14 protein-coding genes are annotated in these 22532 nt (G+C 67.0%); 8 read left to right on the forward strand and 6 right to left on the reverse strand.

Annotated elements, in window-relative coordinates; genetic code table 11:
* Positions 1-3 precede the first annotated feature (3 nt).
* A complete protein-coding gene (locus tag Q9293_RS12510) occupies positions 4-1584 on the reverse strand; it encodes a glycosyltransferase family 39 protein (protein ID WP_306246970.1) in 1581 nt (526 codons plus the stop codon).
* Between the two features lie 319 nt (positions 1585-1903).
* On the opposite strand from Q9293_RS12510, the gene proB reads away from it, so the two are divergent.
* The 4 genes from proB (at position 1904) to Q9293_RS12530 (ending at position 8619) form a co-directional block, all read left to right on the forward strand.
* A complete protein-coding gene (proB, locus tag Q9293_RS12515; RefSeq protein ID WP_306246973.1) occupies positions 1904-2791 on the forward strand; it encodes a glutamate 5-kinase in 888 nt (295 codons plus the stop codon).
* A complete protein-coding gene (locus Q9293_RS12520) occupies positions 2788-4113 on the forward strand; it encodes a glutamate-5-semialdehyde dehydrogenase (RefSeq protein WP_306246975.1) in 1326 nt (441 codons plus the stop codon). Before proB ends, Q9293_RS12520 begins: the two co-directional genes overlap by 4 nt.
* A gap of 248 nt (positions 4114-4361) precedes the next feature.
* Positions 4362-5672: a pyridoxal phosphate-dependent aminotransferase gene (locus Q9293_RS12525; protein ID WP_306246977.1), complete on the forward strand. Its 1311-nt coding sequence runs from the start codon at positions 4362-4364 to the stop codon at positions 5670-5672.
* A 130-nt stretch (positions 5673-5802) separates the two neighbouring features.
* Complete coding sequence (locus Q9293_RS12530; RefSeq protein ID WP_306246979.1) at positions 5803-8619, forward strand: M20 family metallopeptidase; 2817 nt, start codon at positions 5803-5805, stop codon at positions 8617-8619.
* Between the two features lie 372 nt (positions 8620-8991).
* On the opposite strand, the gene Q9293_RS12535 is transcribed toward Q9293_RS12530, so the two are convergent.
* From Q9293_RS12535 to Q9293_RS12545, 3 genes are all read right to left on the reverse strand, one after another.
* Positions 8992-10866 carry a hypothetical protein gene (locus tag Q9293_RS12535; RefSeq protein ID WP_306246981.1) on the reverse strand — a complete coding sequence of 625 codons (1875 nt, stop codon included), beginning with the start codon at positions 10864-10866 and terminating at the stop codon, positions 8992-8994.
* 43 nt (positions 10867-10909) lie between these two features.
* On the reverse strand, positions 10910-12061 hold the full coding sequence (locus Q9293_RS12540) for a glycerate kinase (protein ID WP_306246983.1): 1152 nt from the start codon (positions 12059-12061) through the stop codon (positions 10910-10912).
* Positions 12062-12361: 300 nt separating this feature from the next.
* Positions 12362-13948: a methyl-accepting chemotaxis protein gene (locus tag Q9293_RS12545; RefSeq protein WP_306246984.1), complete on the reverse strand. Its 1587-nt coding sequence runs from the start codon at positions 13946-13948 to the stop codon at positions 12362-12364.
* A 130-nt stretch (positions 13949-14078) separates the two neighbouring features.
* Here Q9293_RS12545 and Q9293_RS12550 point away from each other — a divergent pair, with 130 nt between their 5' ends.
* The 3 genes from Q9293_RS12550 to Q9293_RS12560 all read left to right on the forward strand — a co-directional run bounded on the left by Q9293_RS12550 (position 14079) and on the right by Q9293_RS12560 (position 19044).
* The gene (locus Q9293_RS12550; RefSeq protein WP_306246985.1) at positions 14079-14864 is read left to right on the forward strand and encodes a hypothetical protein; all 786 of its coding nucleotides are present in this window, start codon (positions 14079-14081) and stop codon (positions 14862-14864) included.
* Positions 14861-16180, forward strand: a complete 1320-nt coding sequence (gene xseA, locus Q9293_RS12555; protein WP_306246986.1) for an exodeoxyribonuclease VII large subunit — start codon at positions 14861-14863, stop codon at positions 16178-16180. The genes Q9293_RS12550 and xseA overlap by 4 nt, the downstream gene beginning before the upstream one ends.
* A gap of 68 nt (positions 16181-16248) precedes the next feature.
* A complete protein-coding gene (locus Q9293_RS12560) occupies positions 16249-19044 on the forward strand; it encodes a protein kinase (protein WP_306246989.1) in 2796 nt (931 codons plus the stop codon).
* Here Q9293_RS12560 and Q9293_RS12565 read toward each other — a convergent pair.
* Both Q9293_RS12565 and fabG read right to left on the reverse strand, forming a co-directional pair.
* The gene (locus tag Q9293_RS12565; protein ID WP_306246992.1) at positions 19036-20985 is read right to left on the reverse strand and encodes a PP2C family protein-serine/threonine phosphatase; all 1950 of its coding nucleotides are present in this window, start codon (positions 20983-20985) and stop codon (positions 19036-19038) included. The genes Q9293_RS12560 and Q9293_RS12565 overlap by 9 nt on opposite strands.
* Complete coding sequence (fabG, locus tag Q9293_RS12570; RefSeq protein WP_306246994.1) at positions 20985-21731, reverse strand: 3-oxoacyl-[acyl-carrier-protein] reductase; 747 nt, start codon at positions 21729-21731, stop codon at positions 20985-20987. The genes Q9293_RS12565 and fabG overlap by 1 nt, the downstream gene beginning before the upstream one ends.
* Positions 21732-21974: 243 nt before the next feature.
* Between fabG and Q9293_RS12575 the strand changes: the two genes are divergently transcribed.
* A complete protein-coding gene (locus Q9293_RS12575; protein ID WP_306246996.1) occupies positions 21975-22403 on the forward strand; it encodes a hypothetical protein in 429 nt (142 codons plus the stop codon).
* The last annotated feature ends 129 nt before the right edge of the window (positions 22404-22532 follow it).

Consider the following 22532-nt stretch of genomic DNA (forward strand, 5'->3'; position numbering starts at 1 on the left):
AGCTCAGTCCCAGTGCTTCAGTTCAGGCCACATGGCCCGGATGTTCCGCTTGGGGCCGCGGCACAGGTAGATGGGCCGGTTCTCCTCCGCCATGCCCCAGGGATGGTGGTGGACAGCCGCGACCTGGACCGATTCGAACACCCGTGAAAGCCCCTCGTCACACCCCAAGCAGATGAAGGTCGTGTAGTCGCGGTCGGGGGCTGGCCAGAATGAGTGGGCCTGGTGGGCACAGAGGGCTGATGGCAGGCCCCGCGCTGGTCCCAGATGGTTGATGGCACCGGCCTCGCCATAGCTGGCGGCGTAGATGGCCGTATGTGCCTGCTCCTCAGGTGTCAGCGAGTGGTAGATCCGCGCCACCTCATCGGTCATCTCGGGCCACCCGAACTGATCGCCCAGGCGCTGATCCAACGGACCGTCATGACGCACCTCCAGCTTGGCGGGCCGGATTCCCAGCGCGCGCTGGTAGGCCAGCAGCCGGGGAGGAGAGAGGAAGGGCAGCAGCGCAGGAATGAGCAGGGCCGTGACAGCACCGATGCCCGAGAGCAGAACCACCTTGGGCCAAAGGCGGCCGCGGCTCCAGTCCCGCCCGGCCAGCCAGGCCTCAGTGGCCACGGCGCCCGCGGCGAAGAGCATCGGGTAGATGGCGGCCAGGTAGTAGTCCTTGGCCTGGAGGGCGATCATCAGTGCGAGCATGCCCAGGTAGAGGAGTCCCAGCACCCGCAGCCGGGAGAGGCGCCCGAACAGCAGCGAGCAGAGCCCCGAAAACCAGATGGGAAACAGCAGGGGGTTCAGGAATCCGATCTGCTGCTTCACGAAGGTCCAGGGCCCCAGCACCACGTTCTTTCCCATGCGCCGGATGTTGGCCATGTCCTCCAGCAGGGGATACCCGTGGCGGATCTGCCACAGCAGGGTGGGCAGGAAGATCAGCAGCGCCAGCAGCCCAGCCGCCCAGATCCAGGGCCTGCGCAGATCGCGCCGGAGCGGCGACAGCAGGATGGCCACCAGTGCCGCCAGGCCGAAGACCAGCATGGCGTACTTGGTTTCCAGCCCCAGTCCCGCCAGCAGGCCGAACCAAAGCCACAGCCGGTCGTTGCCCGTGCGCACGAGTTCGATGAGCATGGCCGCGCAGCCCATCCAGAGCAGCGGCTCGAAGGCGCCCACACACAGAATGCTGTCCGTGCCGAGGAAGACGGGCACCCCGAGCAGGCAGAGCCCCGTCAATCCCTGCGCGAATCGTCCCCCACCCATTTGCCGCGCCAGCCCCATGCCCAGGGCCACCTTGGCGGCCCCGGCCAGGGCGGGCAGCAGCCGCACCGCTGGCAGGGAACCCCCCAGGCCCAGGGACACCTTGGCGAGGAGGGCGATCATCGGCGCATCGTCCACGTAGCCCCAACCCAGGTGGCGCGCACAGTCCAGGAAGTACAGCTCGTCGCGGAAGAAGCCATAGGCCTGGCTGGACAGGAGGTGGACCAGCAGTTTGAGCCCCGCCAGCAGAGCCACCAGGCGCCAGTCCATGGGACCGATGCTCCATTCCACGATGGAATGGGCGCCGCTTTCTCCGCCTGGTTTCCAAGTGCTCTTCAACCCTGACTCCTTGCCCTGACGGTTTGTGCGACAGCCCGGAGGTTTCGTTCCAGCCTGCTCATGAGGTTAGTGGACCTTCGATGCTTGCGGCGGATTTGCAGCCAGAACAGAGAAGAAAGCCCCTCTGTCTGAACAGCCACTTGTGCCGAGAACCGACACCCCCCACACTGACAGCATCGTGACCGGCCACCTGACCCCCAACCCTCGCCCTAGCCACAGCCAGTCGGTGGCCGGAGGGAGCGTCTGATCTAGCAGCAGCCAACCCTGTTTCCCGCCCCCGACCCACACCCGGATCGGGGGTTTTTCTTTGGAGGCATCCGTGACGTCGCCCTCATCTGCCCTCGGCGCCATCGCCATGAATCCGCGCGCCAGCGTCCCTGCCGCCCGACGCATCATCGTGAAACTGGGCACCCAGGTGGTGGTGGACACCGACGGCCGCCCTGCCCTCAGCCGCCTCTACGGCCTCATGGAAAGCGTGGCCGCCCTGCGACAGCGCGGCGCCCAGCCCTTGCTCGTTTCTTCGGGAGCCGTGGGGCTGGGGGCCCGTCAGCTGGGCCTCCAACCCCGAGACCGGCCCCTGGCGCTGGCTCAGAAGCAGGCCTGCGCCGCCGTGGGTCAGGGCCAACTCATGGCCCTCTACCAGGAGGGATTCGCGCGGCTGGGGCTTTGCGCCGCCCAGGTGCTGCTCACCGAGGATGACTTCTCCGACCCCCTGCGCCACCTCAATCTGCGACACACGCTGGAAACGCTGCTGGAGCTGGGGGCCATTCCCGTGCTCAACGAGAACGACACCGTTTCCACCCTGGAGCTGGAGCGCCCGGACCCGGGACCCGATCCCGGCCCACGCCCCATCTTCAGCGACAACGACCACCTCTCCGCCCTGGTGGCCGCGCACCTGGAGGCCGACCTGCTCATTCTGCTTTCGGATGTGAGCGCCCTCCACACGGAGGATCCGGGTCAGAATCCCAGCGCCGCACCCTTGGCCTGGGTGCCCTTCGGCGCCGATCTGCCGGTGAACCTGGCGGGCACCTCTCCAGGAGGACGCGGGGGCATGGCCAGCAAGGTGGCGGCGGCTCGGCAAGCTGCCCAGGCCGGAGTGCCCGTGGCGCTGGCCTCGGGGCTGGTCCCCCGCATCCTCGATCAGATCCTTGCGGGAGAGGCCGTGGGCACCTTCTTCCAATGCGCCGAGAAAGGAGTTCTTTCATGACCGCCACCACGAATTCCGCCGCCAAGGCCGAAATCCAAGTCTGGGCCGAAGCCTCCCGGCAGGCCTCCCGCCGCCTGGCCACCACCTCTTCCACACAGCGAAACGCCGCGCTGCACCACCTGGCCGACCTCCTGCAAGGGCAGACGGCATCGCTGCTCGCAGCCAATGCCGAAGATGTCCGTGCGGCCAGCGCCTCGCTGGAGGCCGCCACTCTGCAGAGGCTCCGCCTGGATCCCGCCAAGGTGGTGGCCATGGTGGAAGGCGTCCGCGCCGTGGCCGCCCTGCCCGATCCCCTGCAGCAGGTGCAGCTGCGCCGGGAGCTGGATGAAGGCCTCGAACTCACACGCGTCAGCTGCCCCCTGGGGGTGCTCTGCGTGATCTTCGAGGCCCGACCCGATGCCCTCATCCAGATCAGCGCCCTGGCCCTCAAGAGCGGCAATGCGGTGCTGCTCAAGGGGGGCAGCGAGGCACAGCGCTCCCATGCGGTTCTCACGGCCTTGATTCAGGAAGCCCTGCGCCAAGCGGATCTGCCTGAAGCCGCTGTCCAGAGCCTGCCGGATCGCGAGGCCATTCACGCCCTGCTGCAGCGGCCCGATCTGGTGGATCTCGTCATCCCCCGAGGCTCCAAGGCGCTGGTGCAGGCCATCCAGTCCGCCACCCGCATTCCCGTGCTGGGCCATGCCGACGGCGTGTGCCACATGGTCCTTGATGAGGCCGCCGACACGGCCATGGCGCTGGCGTTGGTGCGGGATGCGAAGCTGCAGTACCCCGCCGCCTGCAACGCGGTGGAGACGGTGCTCATCCACCAGGGGGCCGCGGTCCGCCTGCTGCCGCCCTTGGTGGCAAACCTGCGCCAACACGGCGCGGAGCTGCGCGGCTGCGCGTCCTGCCGCACGCTCGTCCCCGATCTTCTCCCCGCCACTGAGGCCGATTGGGATGCCGAGTACGGCGCACCGATCCTGGCGCTGAAAATCGTGGCGGATCTCGATGAAGCTCTGGCGCATATCCGCGCTCACGGCAGCGGGCACACGGAAGCCATCGTCACCGAGGATGCATCTGCCGCGACGCGCTTTCTGGCGGACGTCGATGCAGCGGGCGTCTTCCACAATGCGTCCACCCGCTTCGCCGACGGCTACCGCTACGGCTTCGGCGCCGAGGTGGGCATCAGCACCGGCCGCATCCATGCGCGGGGTCCCGTGGGCCTGGAAGGCCTGCTCAGCCACCGCTACCTGCTGCGCGGAAACGGCCACCAAGTGGCCGATTACACCGGCCAGGGTGCCCGACTTTTCCGACACAAAGACAAGGAGATCGGCCAGGCATAAGGATCATTTATAAACAGATAAAAAGGGCTTTTATCGTGCCACAGCGGATCTGAACCGCACATGATCGGTTCATCGCCAATTGAACGATTTGTCAGGTTTTTATCCTTTGGAATTGCCTTCATCAAATTCTCAGTCTTGGCCCAGGCCCATCCACTGCTATTCTTGGACTGAGTTTGTCGTCCTTGCGGTTCCGCAGGGGCGACCTTTTCATATCGGCCCACCTGCGTCCCCCCGCACCTGGAGGATCCGTGTCCCACCTGCTCTCTCCCGAGACCCCAGCCTTCGCCGTACCTCAGGCGAACCTCGTCCCCGTGAGCGATCACCTGGGTCATATGGCGCCCATTCCGGCGTCCCGGATGTTCCTCATCAACAAATCGCTGAAAGTGTTCCAGGAGAAGCAGCCGGGTGTGCCGGTCTTCGACGCCAGCCAGGGCGATGGCGGTGCCTCGCTGCCCGGCGTGCCCGAAGCCCTATTGGATCGCGCCTTCGACCTGCAGAAGCAGCACGGCACCGCCTACGACATGCCCTTCGGCACCGAGGCCTACCGCAAGATCGTGGCCGAGTCCTACTGGAAGCTGGCGCCGGACACTGGCTGGGGCACAGCGAACGTCATCGGCACCCAGGGTGGCCGCGACGGTCTGCAGAAGGCCTACCAGGCCATGCTGGCCCTGGGCCACGGCCGCCAGGGCGATGTGATCGTGGTCAGCCGCGTGCCCTGGATCAGCTACAACTGGGGGCCGTATGGCATCGGCGCCAACGTGATGTGGGCTCCGGGTCGCGCCGAAGAAGGCTGGGCTTATTCCGAAGACGGCATCCGCGCCTGCGTCACGGAGGCCGCCAAGACGGGCCGCAAGGTGGCGGGCCTCGTCATCACCAGCCCTGACAATCCCACGGGCCAGACGCTCACCCTGCAGCGCCAGATCGAGCTCGCCCGGGCGGCGCTGGAGGCGGGCATCGCCTTCGTGCTCTTCGACTGGATGTACCACGCCGTGGGCGACGATGAGCCCTACGATGTGAACGTGCTGCTGCGCGCCTTCGAGCCGGAGCTGCGCAAGCGCCTCATGGTGCTCGACGGCATCACCAAGAGCCTGGGCGGCTCCAACATCCGCAATTGCCACCTGCTGGCCGATGCGGAGGTCACCAAGACCATCGTGGCCCAGGCTTCGCACACGGTGATCCCCTCCTTCTTCAGCCTGGCCGTGGCCATGGCGGCCTACGAGAAGGGTCTGCAGGTCGCCGCCGCGCCCATCGTCGGGCCCTGCCGCACCAGCCGCGCCTGGATCCGCGAGTTCCTGAAGACCCAGGGCCGCACCCACATCATCGGCCAGGGCTACTACGCCTTCATCAAGGTGGCCGATGCGCTGCAGGCCAAGGGCTGGGCCGACTCCGAGCCCCTGGGTCAGCACCTGGCCGAGAACCATGGCGTGGCGGTGGTGCCCGGCGCCTTCTTCAGCCCCTATGGCGCGGAGTGGATCCGCTTCTCCTATGCGACGCCCGTGGAACGCACCCAGGGCGCGGCGACTCGGCTGATCGATGCGTTGAAGGCCCTTCAGCAATAAATGACAAAAGGATTCACCACCAAGACACGAAGACACCAAGAACTGATGAAAACAGTCTTTTGGTTTTTCTTGGTGCCTTGGTGTCTTGGTGGTGATCAGTTGCAGTTCCCATGATGAGCACGGAGTTTCGATGTTCGATCTGAATGCCTTCGTCGAGAAGTTCCAGCTGGCCCGCCAGACCGCGCTGGAGACCCGCCCCTCCGGCGGTCTCTGCGGCCTGGAGCTGGAGTGGAACCTCATGGATCCCCAGTTCCGCCCCCTGCTCACGGTGGGCACGGGGCCAGACCGCATGTCCTTCGTGGACCACCTGCGTGCCAAGGTGCTCGCGCCCTGGACCGAGGAATACCACCAGCTCGAAGTCTTCCACTGGATGATCGAGTTCGTCACCAAGCCCTACCACACGCCCAGGGGCGCCGTGTACGAGGGCCGCCTGCTGGAAGGCGCGCTCATCAACGCCCTGGCCAAGGCGGGCCGCGCCTTCGGCGAGCCGCTCCACTACTGGCACGGCAACCTGCTCGTGCTGCCCAAGATCGGGCCCGACTGTGTGCCCGAGTCCTGGCACCTGGCCAAGCGCCGCTACCTGCAGCGCTGCGTGGACATGTACGGGACGGAGCTGGCCACGGCCGGCACCCACTCCAACCTGAGTCTGCCGGAGCCCATGCTGGCCTGGGACTTCATGCACCTGAGCGCCGCCGAGCGGGGCGACATCCACCTGGACGACTACAAGAACCAGGTCTACATCACGGGCACGCGGCTCATGCGCGCCTTTGCGGCCGTGTTCATCGCCGCCAGCGCCAGCACGCCCCTGCAGGCCTCCGAAGAGGACGGCAAGCCTGTCGTGCGCCTCACGCCCTTTGAATCCGTGCGCAACCTCACCTTCCCCAACCCGCCCGCGCTGGATGTGCCGGACCTCAACCGCAGCCACCCGGATTACCTGCGCCTGTCCTACGAGCTGGTGCGCAGCGGCGTGCGCTTCGGCAACAACAACTGGATCCCGGTTCGCGCCCGCTCCCAGGCCGAGCCCGTGGAGCGCCTCATCCAGGTCACCAGCGACCAGCTGCATGACATCTACGCCCGCGGCCTCTTCGCCGCCGGCGAGACGCGCAACGTGGAGGACATGGCCGCCCAGATCGAGCGGCAGAACCTCTTCGCCCGCATCGACCTGCCCATGGCCCGCGTGGAAGTGCGCACGGACGACCCCTGCCACGACCTGGCCCTCGATGTGGCCAACCTCACGCTGAAGCACCTGCTCCTGCTCCGCTTCTACGCCGATCCCGACTTCGCCCGTGGCTTCCGCTACGACGCCGAGGACATCAAGCGGGCCCGCCGCAACGAGAACCTGGCGGCCAAGGAAGGTCTGCGCGCGATCATCGAGGATCCCCTCACCGCCAAGCCCATCGCCTTGTCGGCGTTCCTCGACTGGACGCTGCAGCAGATGCGGCCGATGGCCGAGGCACTGGGCCTCTGGGACGACCTGCAGCCCCTGCGCGACCTCGCCGCGGGCGCGCCCAGCACCGCCGAGAAAATCCGCCAACGCCTGAAGGCCAAGCTCGGCAGCTCGGACATCGTGCCGGCCGACCTGCTGGTGGACCTGGCCGAGGCCCGCAAGGAGCAGGTGCGCAGCGATGTGGAAACCATCACCGCCCACCTGTCAGACCTGGGCGGAGAACAAGGCAAGCTGCGCGACTTCGTGGAGCATGCGCGGGATGAGGTGCACCTCGATCCCCAGGCGCCGGTGCGCTTCCAGCCCCGGCCCGAGGCCCTGGTGGAAACGGAATACGCCGACAAAACGGCCGAAGTGCTGGATCTCTCCCAGCGTCTGGTGCGCATCCCCAGCGTCACCGCCTGCCCCCAGGAGCGGCTGCCCGAGGTGCACCGCGCCGCCACCTTCGTCTACGACTACCTCCGCAACCACGGCGTGCCCGTGCGCACCTTTGACGCGGGCCCCTTCCCGGCCGTGTTCGCCCATTTCCCCGGCGGCGAGCACGCCCCCGCCATGCTCTGCGGCCACTTCGATGTGGTGGAACCCGAGCCCGATGACAGCCAGTTCGAACCCAAGATCGAGGGCGACTACCTCTGGGGCCGCGGTGCCGCGGACATGAAGACGGTGGTGTCCACCTATCTGGTGTGGATGAAGGACACGCTGAAGAAGGGCGCCCCCTACCCGCCCGTGAACCTGCTGCTGCTCGGCAACGAGGAGAACGGCGAGCAGGAGCCCATGGGCACGCCCCACGTACTGAAGGTGCTCAAGGAAGAAGGCCACGGCTACGAGCCCTCCTTCCTCATCGCGGGCGAACGCACCGGCGAAAAGGGCACCGAGCTCTGGGGCGAGGTCTGCACCCAGAACCGCGGCGTGCTGCGCTTCGAGCTGGTGGCCCACGGCACCCGGGGCCACAGCGGCCTGGTGGGCGGCGCCGATCTCACGGAGCGGCTGCTGAGCGCCCGCGAGGCCCTGCGTGAGCTCTTCGCCAAGCACCTCACCCTGAAATCGGCGGACGGCTGGCAGTCCCTGGCCCGTTTCGCATACATCCAGGTGGGCACGCCCGGCGTGTTCAACATCACGGCGGATCGCGGTGCCCTGGGCGTGGAAATCCGTCCCATCCCGCAAGATGACGTGTCGAAGCTGCGGGCCGAGATCGAAGCCCTCGTGGCCGAGCGCCAGCTGGAGTTCATCCCTTCCGCCTGGGAACCCGGCGTGGCCTGTGATCCCGAGAACCCCTACCTGAAAGCCTTGCTGGCAGGCATCACCGCCGCCGGTGGGGATGTGCGCATCGGCCGCAAGGGCGCCGGCACCTCCGCGCGTTTCGCGCCGGGTGGGCAGGCCGTGGTCTGGGGCCAGACCGGCATCGGCCCTCACGCCGCCGGCGAGCGCCACTACATCCCCAGCGTCGATCCCTACTACCGGGCCTTGAACGCCTTCGCGGCGCAGCTTCTCAGCACAAAATAGGCCCTTCTCACCCCTTGGATGGGCTCGCCTTGCCTGCGTCCCGCCTTGCCAATGTCCCACGAATGTTGCACCATTTTGCCTGTGGAATCGTGGACGCCATGCCTCGAACCCCAGGCAGTATTCCTGGGTTCGGAGACGGAGCCTGGGCTGGCTGCGCGCCCCCGGCCTGAAAGAACAAACCCGCGCCTGTCGCGCATCAGCATGGCCTCAGTCTGCAGTTGGTGCCATCGCACTCGTGACCGCCGAGGCGTCTGGGCTCCGGCCCACCGGCTTCTCTTCGATCACCCAGAACTCGCACAGACCCATGGCGTCTGTCCGGAGTGCATCAAGACCCACTTCCCCAACCGGATCTCCGTGGCCTGAGGCCTGTCTTCAGAAATCCAGGTTCTCGGTCAGCCGGGTGCCATCCTTCTTGAAGGCCGCCAGGAAGCGGGTGATGCGCCGCTCGGCTTCGCCGAGGCTTTCCACGCCCAGGTTGAGGTTCAGCAGGTCCACATACCAGGGGGCCTTGAGGTCGCTCTGCACGTAGGTCTGCACGATGGCGCGGGCGATGGGCAGGGTGGTGTCCTTGGAATCGTCATGCACGTCGCGATTGCTGGCCTTGCGGAGCTTGGCGTATTCCTCTTCCAACAGCCGAGCAAACAGGGCCGGAGTGAAGGCGTCCCCGGCGGCACAGCCGGTCTCGGCATCGGCCTCGGTCAGCACCGCGCCCTTGTGGATCCATTCCCACAGGATGGAGAGGCGGATCTCGCCGGTGGCCATGTCCTCCATGAGGTAGAGCACATCGTCGTTACCGAAGAAGTCCGCGGGCTTGAGGGCTGCCGCCTGAAAGCCGCGCAGGAAGGCGTTGCCGTACTGCAGGGCCACGGAAAGCAGGTCGCGGGCGCCCGCGATGGTGCGCGGCGCGGGCTCCAGCTGCATGAGGCCCGCCGCGTCCTCCGCGGTGTAGGTGAGGGCCGGGAAAGCCCGCCCGGCCTGGTTGTCCTGGCCCACCTGCTCCCACACGGGACGGACGATGTGGACCATTTTCCAGTGGGCCACCCACTTGCCCGAAGCCCCCTCGCGCTGCTCGCGCTCGGCGCCCGCCACCGCCTTCTTCATGCTGGCGGAAACCCCGGCTTCGGAACCCACGGGAATGTTGGGCTCCATGCCACCCTGCCAGAGGGCGAAGCGGCCATTGCGGTCGGGCGTGTTCATGGCCCGGCGCACGCGGTCCTCATAGACCCGCATGTAGCCGTAGGTCATGGTGATCGAGGTGATGTTGGGATTCACGAAGGCCTGGTCCCAGGCCAGAGCATCCGAGACGCTGTTGATGTAGTCCCAGCGGCCGGTGTTGAAACCCACGAAGTGCGGCGACAGCGCGGCACGGATCTCCATGAGCTGGAAGCACTGCTCGATCTGCTCCACCAGCACGTAGCACTTGATGGCGCCCACAGGCAGGCCCAGGTGGTTTTCCAAAGCCAGGATGAAGCTGTTGAAGCAGGCGGCATCCTCGGCGGTTTGCGTCTTGGGCAGGTAGAGGACGATGCTGCGGCCCGCGGCGCGCAGGCGCTCCTGGTTGTTCACCACGTAGAGCACCATGTCGGCGATGGAGGCGGAGAAGCCGTGGCCATCCAGGCGGATGTGGCGGTCCTCCAGATGCAGGCCCCGCACCCGGTAGATGATCGTGGTGAAGTCCAATTGCTGCCGCCAGTCGGCGATGATGGGATGACCGAAGAAGCCCTGGGCCCATTGGTTCATCTCGCGGGAGACGTCTTCCGCCACCTCCAGGAAGAGCGGGCTGCGCGCGATGGCGAGCTTGAGGTTGCGGTGGTTGTCCAGGGACATGGTATCCACCTGGCCCAGGGCATCCTCGCCGTCGAACATCCAGCCGTCGGCGCCGGAGAGCAGCGCGTAGGCCGCGTTGCGGATGCCGGAGCGTACGTCAGAACGCGGCTTGGTGGCCGGGCCTGTGCCCTGGATCCACTGCCGCTGAAGGTCGGCCGGGATTATGGCCCCGTCGAAGTTGCCGGCGCGGGCGTCGGCGACGGTGATCTGGGTACCGGGAATGAGCGAGGCAGGGTCCAGGAAGGCGATGCGCTCGCCGTTGTCCGCGCGGCGTTTCCGCCGGGCCGTGCGCTGGGCCATCAGCTCGCGCCGCCGCGCATCCAGGGGCGCCAGGGCCTCCAGAGCGCGGAGCACCTCGGGCGTGTAGACGTCGGCGTAATCCTCCAGAATCCCCGAACGGAATTCGAGGTCGATGCTCATGACAGCCTCCCTATGGAGCCAATGGAATGGGTGTTCCCATTGTTCACTGAAATGACTGTAGGAACATGCCTACCTTCAGTAGACGGCAGACCCGCGACGCGGCGGCCTCCACCAGGGCACTGCCCTGGGCCATGCAGGCCTCCAGCGCCATGGGCCGGGGCACCACGCTGGCGAGGGCATCGATGCCCTGCGCCAACACCTCATCCGCACCATCCCCCAGGCCGCCCGACAGGCAGATCACCGGCACGCCATAGTGCTTGGCCACCTCGGCCACGCCCACGGGGGCCTTCCCCATGGCTGTCTGCGCATCCGTGCGCCCTTCGCCGGTCATGACCAGATCCGCGGCCTGGAGGAGGGCGTCGAATCCGGTGGTTTCCAGAACGATGGACACACCCGGTCGCAGCTTCGCAGCCGTGAAAAAGAGCAACCCTGCACCCAGGCCTCCGGCCGCTCCGGCACCGGGCCGCAGGGCCACCTCGCGGTAGGTGGCGGCGGCGGCCACGCGGGCGAAGACCGCCAGGGCTGCATCCAATTCGGCCACCATCTCGGGCGTGGCGCCCTTCTGCGGGCCGTACACGGCGGAGGCGCCCCGCGGGCCACAGAGCGGATTGTCCACGTCGCAGGCCACCAGGATGGAGGCTTCCTGCAGGCGGGGATCCAGGCCGCTGACATCGATCCGGGCAAGGCGTGCGAGGGCCGCGCCACCCTCGGGCAGATCCCGGCCCTCGGCATCCAGGAAGCGGGCGCCCAGAGCCCGCGCCATGCCCGTGCCGCCATCGTTGGTGGCGCTGCCGCCGATGCCCACCACCAGCCGGGCCAGCCCCGCATCCATGGCCGCCTTCATGAGCTGGCCTGTGCCGTAGGTGCTGGTGATCCTGGGATCGCGAGATTCCTTCGGCACCAGGGGAAGGCCCGAGGCCGAGGCCATTTCAATGAAGGCCGTGGTGCCATCGCCGGAGATGCCCCAGTGGGCGCGCACCGGCTCACCGAGGGGCCCGCGCACCTCCGTGTGCATGAGCCGCCCTCCCGTGGCGGCCACCAGGGCTTCGACGGTACCCTCGCCCCCATCGGCGATGGGCACCTTGACGACTTCGGCATCGGCGAACACCGCGAGGATGCCCCGCTCCATGGCCTCGGCCACGCCCAGGGCCGACACACTGCCTTTGAACGAATCCGGAGCCACGATGATGCGCATGGGTTCAGGTCTCCATTGCCTTAAAAGATTTCACCACCCTATTTCATCTTGTCTCGCGTATCGGCATGGCCGATACCGAGAAGGCACCAGGGCACCAAGAATCACCCAAAAATCCGTTCGCTTTTCTTGGTGGCTTGGTGCCTTGGTGGTTTGCATTTCATGACCAGACGAAGATCAGGGTACCAATCCCGGGAACAGGAACGCGAAGCCCCAGGCCATGAAGGCCAGCAGGATCACTTGGGGGATCGTGGACTTGATGGTCTGCCACAGGATGAGGCCTTCCTTTCCGGCCGCCGTGACCTACAGGTGGAAGCCCCTGACCACGCCCATAAGACCCTCGGCCACATGGGCCAGCTCCTCGGAGGTCCTGGTGACCTCGCGGACGGTAGCTGCGAGTTGCTGGGTGGCCGCGGCATTCTGGGTCAACTGCCCAGCGGTGCGGTCCATGAGCGCTTCCACGGTGGCCCCGGTCTGGGCCTCCTGGTGGTCCAGCTTGTCCACTTCCTGAATGTTGGCCGCGATGGCGCCGATCTGGCTCCGGATGGATTCCAGGTTGCGCAGCGTCTCGGCCACACGATCAGTCCCCTGCGAAACCGTTCCCTGCGCCTGCTGGATGAGTTGTTCGATATCCTTGGCCGCCTCGGCGCAGCGCTCTGCCAATTTGCGGACTTCCTCCGCGACCACGGAGAAGCCCTTGCCCTGTTCGCCCGCCTTGGCAGCTTCGATGGCGGCATTCAGGCTCAGGAGGTTGGTCTGATTGGCGATTTCCTGGATGACCTGGACGGCCTGGAAGATGTCTCCGGTTACCCGCTGGATGTTGCCCATCCCCTCCGAGGCGGCCTGCCCAGACAGCGTGCCCCTCTCGGTTTCCGCCACGGCCAGGCTGCTGCGCTCACCCACCTGCTGAGTCTGCGTGCTCACCTCAGCCAGATTCCGGCTCAGCCCCTTCATGGCCTGCACCACCTGATCGCCTGAAGACTGCAGCGTCTCGCCGACCCGGGCGATTTCCTCCACCGAGCGCGCCATCTGTTCTGACGAGGCGGACAGTTCGGTGCTGCCAGAAGCCACCCGCTCCGCCAGCTGCTTCACCTCCAGCACCGTAGTGCGCAAGCCCGCATTGTAGGCGTTGAAGGCACGGGCCGCGGCCCCCACCTCATCCTCGGATTCGATGGCCAGTTCCCGGGACAGATCGCTGTTCAGCAGCCCATCCACCAGCCGCCCAAGGGGCCGGGTGATCTTCTTGGCGAACTGAAGCGAAAGGATGAACACCGCTCCGGACAGCAGCAGGGTGGCCCCCAGCATCCAGAAAAAGGTGACCGTCACATCCCTTCGCACGTCATCCGTATACACCCCGGTGCCCAGGGTCCAGCCCCAGTCCTTGTACCGCTTCACGTAGGAGACCTTCGGAACCAATCCCGACTCGCCGGGGCGGGGCCATTCATACTCCAGGAATCCGCCCTCGGCGGCATCGGCCAGCCGATCGAAGTCCCGGAACAGCTTCGCCTGGCGCGGCTCCAGCGAATCCGTGGCCTTGCCCACCAAGGTGGCCATGGGGTGCTGGATGATGCGCGGGCCTTCGCCCTGGATCCACAGGTAGTTCTTGCCATCGAAATGGAGGTTGGAGATGAGCTCCTTGGCCCGGGTCTCCGCGTACTGGCGCGTGCGGCGCCCTGCCCGGACCTCCACCTCCTGGTTCTCCAGGATGCCCATGGCCAATTCCACGAGGTTCCGGAGCCCCGCCTTTTTCGTGGCCATGGCCGATCGCTCGAGCCGGGGCAGGAACACGGCAAAGAGCAGCACCAGGAAGAGCCCCAGCGGAAGGAGGCTGTGCAGGACGATCCGGCCCGAAAGCCCGCGGGACCAATTCCGGATATCCATCAAGGACATGGTTCCCCTCCTGGCCTTCGAGGTGTCGACCTTCCTGTCATCGGCTCCCATGGACGCCATCATGAAAAAACTGCGATCCAAGATAAGACGCAAGCCCCCACTGCCCGAAGGATCCGCTAGCCTGGAGCCCATGAAGATTCCTGTGGCTCTCTTTCTGGTTTTTTCCTTCGCCCTCCGGGCCGAGGATCCCGACATCGAGGTGAACCCCAACCGGCCCACCTTCGCCAATCCGGCCCTCACCACCCAGGCCGGCGTGGCCGAACTGGAGTGGGGACTCCAGCGGAGCGCCTTCCGCGAGGACGGCCCCAGCTTCGGAACCCCCACCCTCCTCAAGCTGGGCCTGAGCAAAGATCTGGAACTCCGGATCGCCTCCCCCGGCTACCTGCGCTTGGCACCTGCAGGCGAGGCAACGGTCTCAGGCTTGGGCGATCTCAACCTCGCCGTTCAATGGTGCTATCTCCACGATGGCCTGTTCGGCATGGATCAAGCGATCCAGGTGGCCCATACCTTCCCCACGGCGCCTTCCGCGCAGGGCCTGGGCAATGGCGCTCCCATCGATGCGCTCACCCTGTTGTTCAGCCGCGACGCGGGCCCCTACCACGTGGATGTGAACCTCCTGGAGTCCTGGATCGGGCAGGGCGCCGATGCCGGAGGTGGCCGGGTGCGCCAAGCCGCCGGAACGGTTTCCATCACCCGGAACCTCAGCGACGTCTGGTCGCTCACCGGGGAGCTCTATGCCATCCAGGGCACTGCCGTGAATGAGCGCATCGTGTCCAACCTTTGGTGCGTGGCCTACAAGGTGTCCAAGCGGCTGGTGCTGGATGGGGGCATCGATGTGGGACTCACCCAGGGAGCGCCACGGTACACGCTATTCGCAGGGCTCACGGTGGGCCTCGGACGGTTCCACAAGCGATGACCGAAACCGCGCCCCTTTCCGTCAAGCGCCTGCTGGAGCAGATCAAGACGCGCCTGGAACCAGCCTTCGCCGCCGTGTGCGTGGTGGGCGAGGTCTCCAACTTCCGCGGGTCGGGCAAGCACTGGTACTTCACCCTGAAAGAAGAAGGCGCCGCCCTGTCCTGCGCGGTGTGGGCCAGCCAGCAGCGCTTCATCCAGCACCGGCCCGCCGATGGGCAGCGCGTGGTGCTGAAGGGCAGCCTGAACCTCTACGTGGCGGGCGGCACCCTCACCCTGGCCGTGACCCACTGCGAGCCCGCGGGCGTGGGCGATCTGCAGGCGCGCCTCCGTCAGTTGGAAGCGGAACTGCGGGCCCGCGGCCTCTTCGACCGTCCCAAGCGTCCCCTGCCCCGCTTCCCCAAGCGGCTCGGCATCGTGGCCGCCCTCGGCGGCGCCGCATTGAGGGATGTCCTGGAGGTGACCTCACACCGAGCCCCGGGCATCGATCTGCTCATCGCCCCCGCCGCCGCCCAGGGCGACCGCTGCGTACCCGAAACCCTGCTGGCCATTCAGGAAGTCCAGGACGCGCACTGGGGCTGCGAGGCCCTGCTGCTCGTGCGGGGCGGCGGCAGCCTGGAGGACTTGTGGGCCTTCAACGATCCCGAACTGGTGCGGGCCGTGGCGGAATGCCGGATCCCCGTCATCACTGGTGTGGGTCATGAGATCGACACCACCCTGGTGGACCTCGCCGCGGATCGCCGCGCCGCCACCCCCAGCCAGGCCGCGGAATTGGCGACGCCGGACCGCGCCGCCCTCACCTCAGAACTGCACCGCCGCGTGGAGGCGCTCACGGCCAAAACCCTCTGGCGCCTTCGGGGTCTGGAGACCCACCTGAACCTGCTCACCGACCGCGGCCTCCTGCGTGCCGAGCCTGTGGCGCCCCTCGCCGCTCGCTTCACTGCGCTGGCGCAACGGCTGGCCTTGGCTCACCCCAGCCGCGGGCTGGACGGCGCCGCAGGCCGCCTGGCCCTCCTGCGCCAGCGGCTCCGCCATGCCGGCCCCTTGGCCGCCGGTGAGCTGGATCTGCCAAGGGTTCGGGAAGCCCAGCGGAGGTTGACGCCCGCCCTGCAGCGCCTGCTGCAGCGGCGTGAGCAGCGGCTGGCCGTGCTGGCGGAACGCTTGCAGGGCCTGGATCCCACAGGCCCGCTGCAGCGGGGCTTCGTGCTGGCGCTCGGGCCTGAGGGCCGACCCGTCACGGAATCCGCCCAGCTCCCTGCGGGGGCCAGGCTGCGCCTCCGCTGGAAGGATGGCGAACGAAAGGCCACGCTGGACGACTGATTCACCCAGAGAGAAGAGAGAACCTGGCCTGCAGCGATGTGTTACGTTTAACGCGACCCCGGTGCGCCATGTCCAACGACCCACAGCCTGCGTCTGCCCTTCCATCCGAGAGGCGGCTCCTGGAGCCCGGCGACCAGGTGGGCCGGTTCCAGGTGGAATGGATGCTGGGCTCGGGTGGCATGGGCGAGGTGTATCGCGCCTGGGATCCCACCCTGGAACGCAGCGTGGCCCTGAAGGCCCTGCGCACCAGTGAAGAGCGCGAACACGGCGCCCCGGAACGCTTTCGCCGCGAGGCCCTGGCTTTGGCGCAGCTCAACCATCCCAATGTCTGCCAGGTACACGACTGGGTGAACGGCCCCGGTGGCACCTTCATCGCCATGGAGCTGCTGGAGGGGCAGACGCTGGACTTGGTCGCTCCCGAGCTCAAGCTCCAGGACAAGCTCCAGGTGATCCGCAGCGTGGCTCTGGCCCTGGAAGCCGCGCATGCCAAGGGGTTGGTCCACCGGGACCTGAAACCCAGCAACATCATGGTGGCCCTCGGCAAAGGGGAGCATCAGACGCCCCTGGTGAAGGTGCTGGATTTCGGCCTGGCTCGGCTCATGGATCCCCACGCTCCCGGTGAAACCCAGATCACGCCCAGCCCCGTGCCCAACCTCGCCCTGCTCCAAGCCCTGGAAGAGGCGGAGCGAAAGCAGGAAGCAGAGCAGGGAGAAGCCACGCTGCGCCGTGCAGAGGGAGACCGACGCACGCCGTCCGGGCCCCACAGTTGGGAACAGCTCACGCTGGCTGGCACCTTCATGGGCAGCCCCAGCTATGCCTCTCCGGAACAGATCCAGGGCCAGGCTGCGGGCCCTTCCAGCGATGTGTTCTCCCTGGGCATCGTGGCCTGGGAACTGCTGGCAGGCGAGCATCCCTTCCCCGGTGAAGGCAAGGCGAGAATGCGCGCGATCATCGAGGGTTCGCGCCGCGAACTGAAGGTGCGCGGCCTTCCTTCGGGCGCAGCCGACCTGCTGCGCGCCATGCTGGATGCCCACCCCTTCAAGCGGCCCACGGCCGCGCGGGTGGCGCAGGCGCTTGGTCACCTGCTGCGGCCCCGCAGCGTCTTGCGTTGGACCGCCATCGCCGTGGCCACCGCGGCCCTACTGGCCGTCGGCGCGAACTGGTTCATGGGCCGCGGCATCATCGCGGATCTGGTACGCCAGCGTCCCGCCCGTCTGGCGGTGCTTCCCTTCCAGAACCTGACTGGGGATCCGACGCTGGACCCGATTCTGCGCCACCTCCTGCCGGAGATGCTGGAAGCGGGTTTGCGGGAACACCCCAAACTGGCGCCCCTCGACCTGGAAAGCGTGGTACGGGCCCAGAACACCCTGCACCTGTCGGAAGGTTCCCTCAGCACCATTGACCTGAAACGCCTCGCCTCCGCGCTCGGCGCTCCACTCTTGCTGCGGGGGGGCTTGAGGACGGATGCCGATGGGACCTACCTTCTGGACTACGAGCTCTTGGATGCCAGCGGCGCCATCCGCCAATCCGGCCGAGCCCAGCTCGGAGGGAAATTGACTGCGGGCCCCGCCTCCATCCCCCTGGCACGCAAAGTGGTCGGGGACCTTTTCAAGGCTGTGGATCCCTTCGCCGCCTCCCATGCCCGCAACCCGGTTCCAGAGTTGCCCGCCAAGGCCCTGGAAGCTTATATCCGCGGGGCTGCCCTGATCGACAAGGGTGATTTCAAAGAAGCTGTTCCGGCCTTCAAGGAAGCCACGCGACTGGCGCCTGACTACCCAGCGGCCGTGCTGTGGTATGCCCGTGGGCTCAGCCGGGTGAGCGACACGCCGCCCGAGCCGGTGTTCCAGTGGGCCCGCTGGGCTGCGCGCGCGCAGGGCAACCGGGTGATGGAAATGAAGGCACTGCACGAACTCGCAGTCCGATACAGCGACACCGGGCAATGGGAGGCCTCGGATCAAACGTGCCAGGAGGTGCTGGCCCTCGCCCGCTCCATGGGTCAGCTGGATTACGAAGCCGGGGCCCACACCACCCTGGGCGTGACCCTGCAGCGCCAGCACAAGGCCGCGGAGGCGGAGAGCGCCTACCAGCAGTCCCTGGCCCTGTACCAGGCCGTGGGGGACAAACTGAGCGCCACGCGGGTGCTCAACAATTTGGGTGTTATCGAGAAGGAGCGCGGCAACCTCAAAGGCGCCGAAGCCCGGTACACCGGTGCCCTGGAAACCGTGAAAAGCTACGGTGACCGCTGGGGGGAAGCGATCCTCACCAACAACCTCGGCGACCTTGCCCTGGCCCAGGAGGGCGGGCTGGATCGCGCGGAATCCTTCTTCCGAAGGGCGCAATCCCTGCGGGAAGCCCTCGGTGACCAGAACGGCCTGGTCTACTCGCTGATGGGACTGGCCAGTGTGTCCCAGGCTCGGGGCGATCTGGACCGCGCCGAGGGTCTGGTGCGGCAGTTTCTGGAGCTGGCCCGCAAGACCGACCTGCGCCCCATGGAGGCCCTGGCGGTCTACAACCTGGGCGAGCTCAACCGCACAGCCGGCCGCTACGAAGCCGCCCGCGGGTTCTACCGCGAATCCCTGGCGCTCCACGAAGTGCTCAAGGATGCGGTCATGGAGGCGCACTGCCTGGCCGGCGAGGCAGAATGCCTGGCCCGCGATGGGCATCGCGGGATGGCCAAGGCCCTGCTCGAGCGCAGCCGCATTCTCTCCACCGAGGAAACGCCCTACATCCTGCGCTCTCTGGCCTGCCTGGCCCGGGCCGAGGGCCGCGCGGACGAAGCCAAGGTGCTCTTTGCCAAAGCCCTCACCGGCGCGCGCAGCCAGGCACCGGAAATCGTGCGGGAACTGAAAGACCTCTCACGCTGAGCCGCGGCTCAGGATGAGCAGGGTCAGGTCATCGGCCAGGGGTCGGCCCTGGGCGAAAGTGGCCACATCGGCAAGGATGGCGTTCTGCAGATCCTCCGTGGGACGGGCCAGCAGAGCCTCCAGCCGATCTTCTCCGTAGAAGCTGTCGTCCGGAGCCTGGGCCTCGGACAGACCATCCGTGTAGAAGATGAGGCTGCCGCCGGGTTCCAGGATGCCTTCGTGCAGCTCCAACGCCTCGCGGAAACGGTTGGCGCTGAGGCCCACACCGAGGCCCCGAGGGTGCAGGCGAGACACGCGGCCATCGCCGTGGCGCAGGAAAGCCGAAGGGTGACCCGCCCGCACGAACTGGTAGCGGCCCGAATGCGGATGGAAGGTGCCGTAGGCCAGCGTGAGGAAGAGGCGGCGGTCGTGGCCCTGGCACCAGATGGCGTTCAGGCGGTCGGCCACATCCACGGGGCCGAGGGCCTGCTTGTCCAGGGCCGACAGCACGCCCTTGGTTTCTGCGGCGTAGAAAGCCGCGCTGGTGCCCTTGCCACTGACATCGAGAATCAGGAAGGCCAGGCTGCCATCCAACAGGGGGAACAGGTCGTAGTAGTCGCCGGCCACTTCGCGCGCAGGCAGAATGGTGGCGCGCACTGAGGGCATGCGCAGGGCTTCCAGGTCCGGCAGCAGGCGCATCTGCACTTCCCGGGCCACGCGCAGCTCCTCTTCCATGCGGAGCCGTTCCTCCCGCTCGGAGGCGGCGGTCTGGAGCCGCGCGGCCATGTCGTTGAAGGCCGCGGAAAGCTGGGCCACCTGATCGCGACCGCGCAGCCGGATGCGGGTGGAGAAATCGCCCAGGCTGAGGCGGTTCACGCCGCCATGAAGGTCATTCACCGCGCGGCCCAGGGACCAGGCCAGCACCAGGCCCAGCACGGCCGCCAAGGCCTGCGCAGAAGCCAGGGCCACCAGCACCAGGCTGACCACCACGATGGCCTTCACGGTATCCGCGGAAAGCGACTGTTTTTCGCCCGAGCGAAAACCGGCAAAGAGCGCGTAGAGGTTCGTCTCCGGCGTGGCCGTGAGCACCAGGGCTTCGCCGCTGGACCAGTCCGTGATGGTGAAGGCCAGAGGCGGCAGGTGGAAGGGTGCGAAGAGGCCGCTGCCATGGAGGGCCTGCCCCTTGGTCCAACTGGCCACGTTTCCGCCCTCGCCCACCAGGATCGGTGCTGGTTTGCTGGCCTCCCTGCCACCAGCCTTGAAGGTGATGGTGTCCTCCCCGTCGCGGCGGAGTTTGCGCGAGACCAGCGTGAAAGACACCTCGCCGCCGGCCATGGCCTGCGCCCGGTCACCGAGCACACCGAGGTTGAGGGAAAGGATGCGATATCCACCGGGTTCCTTGCGCACCGCCCGGAGGTAGGTGTCCTTCCGGGTGCCCTGTGGATCGGCATCGGAGCCCGCGTCGCGGCTGTCGGCCCACACCATGCCGACGAAGGTTTCCGGAACGCCCTCCGGCAGGGCGCGGGTCCGCTCGATCCAGGCGCCGCCGTAGGTGCGCAGCGCCTGCAGGGCTGCGGCATCCGAGGGCTCGCGGTTGGCCGTCTTCAGCGCCTCCTCCCAGGCCACCAGGGTCTGCTGGGTCGATCGGCTCACCTGGGCGCCGAGCCCCAGCCACCCGAGGGCCATGAGCATGACCACCATGGCCAGCATGGGCAGCACGGACATCAGGGCCAGAATCACCCAAAGCCGTCGGGACACGCGGAACAGCAGCTTGACCCAGATCCAGCGCAGCCCGCGAAAGAACAGCACCAGACCGCCCAGCCAACCTAGGGCCTGCGCGCAGCCGTTTTCCGTCGGTGGCAGGCCCAGCAGCAGGCCCACCGCCAGCAGGAGCCATGGCCAATGGCGCCGGAAGCGGAAGGCGGCCCAGCCGCGGCGAATCGGATCGAGCAGGTCGCGCATCAGACCATCAGCATGCCGCCATTGACGCTCAGCACCTGGCCCGTGATGTAGCTTGCCTCATCGCTGGCGAGGAAGACCACGGCCGAGGCGATGTCGGTGGCGGTGCCCATGCGGCCCAAGGGGATCTGCTTGGTGAATTCGGCTTTCACATCCTCAGGCAGGTTCGAAGTCATGGCGGTCTCGATGTAGCCGGGGGTGACCGCGTTGGCGGTGACGTTGCGGCTGGCCAGCTCGCGCGCCACGGACTTGGTGAGGCCGATGAGGCCCGCCTTGGCCGCCACATAGTTGGCCTGGCCCGCATTGCCCATCTGGCCCACCACCGAGGCGATGTTGATGATGCGGCCCCAGCGCTGCTTCATCATGGGCTTGGTGGCCGCCTGGATGGCCGTCCAGGCACCCTTCAGATTGGTGTCCACCACCGCATCCCAATCCTCCTCCTTCATCTGGATGAGGAGCTTGTCGCGGGTGATGCCCGCGTTGTTCACCAGGATGTGCAGGGCGCCATGACGCTCGATCGTGGTGGCGATGGCTGAACGCACAGACGCGCCGTCGCTGAGATCGGCCTCGATCACGTCGGACGTTCCGCCCGCGGCACGAATGGCGTCGGCCACGGCCTGCAGTTTGGTCAACGTCCGGGCGGCGCACACCACCGTGGCGCCCTGGGCGGCCAGCTGCTTGGCGATGGCTTCGCCGATGCCCTGGCTGGCGCCGGTGACGAGGGCGATCTTGCCGTCGAGACGGAACATGGAACCTCCGAAAGGATGAAGATCCAGTCTAGCCGCCCAGGGCGCACCGCGCCGCGCAGCCGCTCCAGCACCGGGCCCGGGCCCGGAACGGCGACCACCACGGCGACTGCGTGCGCAAGGATCACACGGAAGGTTCCGGGACCCTTTTTGGTGAACCTTGATCTGGCCACCTTCCCTTCGTGCGCCGCGCTTGCCATTCTCCTTATGCGGGCCTACTTTGAAGGTCTTTTCCAAGGAGCAATCATGATATTGCTTGCCTGCCTGTTATGCCTCCAAGCTCCCACACCCCAGGCGCCCGCCTGGTCCGCCACCACCCTGGAGGCCGCGGCCACCGAGGCGAACAAAAAGGTGCTCGCCGATGCCAAGCCCCTCACCCTCACGGGTGAGGTGGTGGATGTCTCCTGCTACACCCAGCTCGGCAAGCGCGGCGAAGCCCACAAGGCCTGCGGCGCCAGCTGCGTCGCCTCCGGTTCGCCCGCGGGCCTGCTCACGGCGGACGGCACGCTCTACATCCTCATGCCCGAACCGCACCATCCCCGGCGCGATGGCAAAGCCAGCCTGGCCGCCTACCTCAGCGAACGGATGGCCCAGACGCTCACACTCACTGGCATGGCCTCCCACCACGGCGGCATCCACACCTTGTTCATCGCACCGCCCACCAAGGAGAAGTAATCCCTTCATGGAAAACAGGAACGCAGAGGACGCAGAGCGCCACCGAGGACACAGAGAACGAAAAGCCTCATGGCCTGCTTTGGCCTCTGTGTCTTCTTTGGGATTTCTGTGCCCTCCGTGCTCCTCTTT

The sequence above is a fragment of the Geothrix sp. PMB-07 genome (assembly GCF_030758935.1).
Classification (GTDB): domain Bacteria; phylum Acidobacteriota; class Holophagae; order Holophagales; family Holophagaceae; genus Geothrix.

What these genes read in the sequence shown, in the direction of transcription:
- Q9293_RS12520 (WP_306246975.1), top strand. Translation starts at nt 2,788, where the DNA reads ATGACCGCCACCACGAATTCCGCCGCCAAGGCCGAAATCCAAGTCTGG.
- Q9293_RS12530 (WP_306246979.1), top strand. Translation starts at nt 5,803, where the DNA reads ATGTTCGATCTGAATGCCTTCGTCGAGAAGTTCCAGCTGGCCCGCCAG.
- Q9293_RS12535 (WP_306246981.1), bottom strand. Translation starts at nt 10,866, where the DNA reads ATGAGCATCGACCTCGAATTCCGTTCGGGGATTCTGGAGGATTACGCC.
- Q9293_RS12540 (WP_306246983.1), bottom strand. Translation starts at nt 12,061, where the DNA reads ATGCGCATCATCGTGGCTCCGGATTCGTTCAAAGGCAGTGTGTCGGCC.
- Q9293_RS12545 (WP_306246984.1), bottom strand. Translation starts at nt 13,948, where the DNA reads ATGTCCTTGATGGATATCCGGAATTGGTCCCGCGGGCTTTCGGGCCGG.
- Q9293_RS12550 (WP_306246985.1), top strand. Translation starts at nt 14,079, where the DNA reads ATGAAGATTCCTGTGGCTCTCTTTCTGGTTTTTTCCTTCGCCCTCCGG.
- xseA (WP_306246986.1), top strand. Translation starts at nt 14,861, where the DNA reads ATGACCGAAACCGCGCCCCTTTCCGTCAAGCGCCTGCTGGAGCAGATC.
- Q9293_RS12560 (WP_306246989.1), top strand. Translation starts at nt 16,249, where the DNA reads ATGTCCAACGACCCACAGCCTGCGTCTGCCCTTCCATCCGAGAGGCGG.
- Q9293_RS12565 (WP_306246992.1), bottom strand. Translation starts at nt 20,985, where the DNA reads ATGCGCGACCTGCTCGATCCGATTCGCCGCGGCTGGGCCGCCTTCCGC.
- fabG (WP_306246994.1), bottom strand. Translation starts at nt 21,731, where the DNA reads ATGTTCCGTCTCGACGGCAAGATCGCCCTCGTCACCGGCGCCAGCCAG.
- Q9293_RS12575 (WP_306246996.1), top strand. Translation starts at nt 21,975, where the DNA reads ATGATATTGCTTGCCTGCCTGTTATGCCTCCAAGCTCCCACACCCCAG.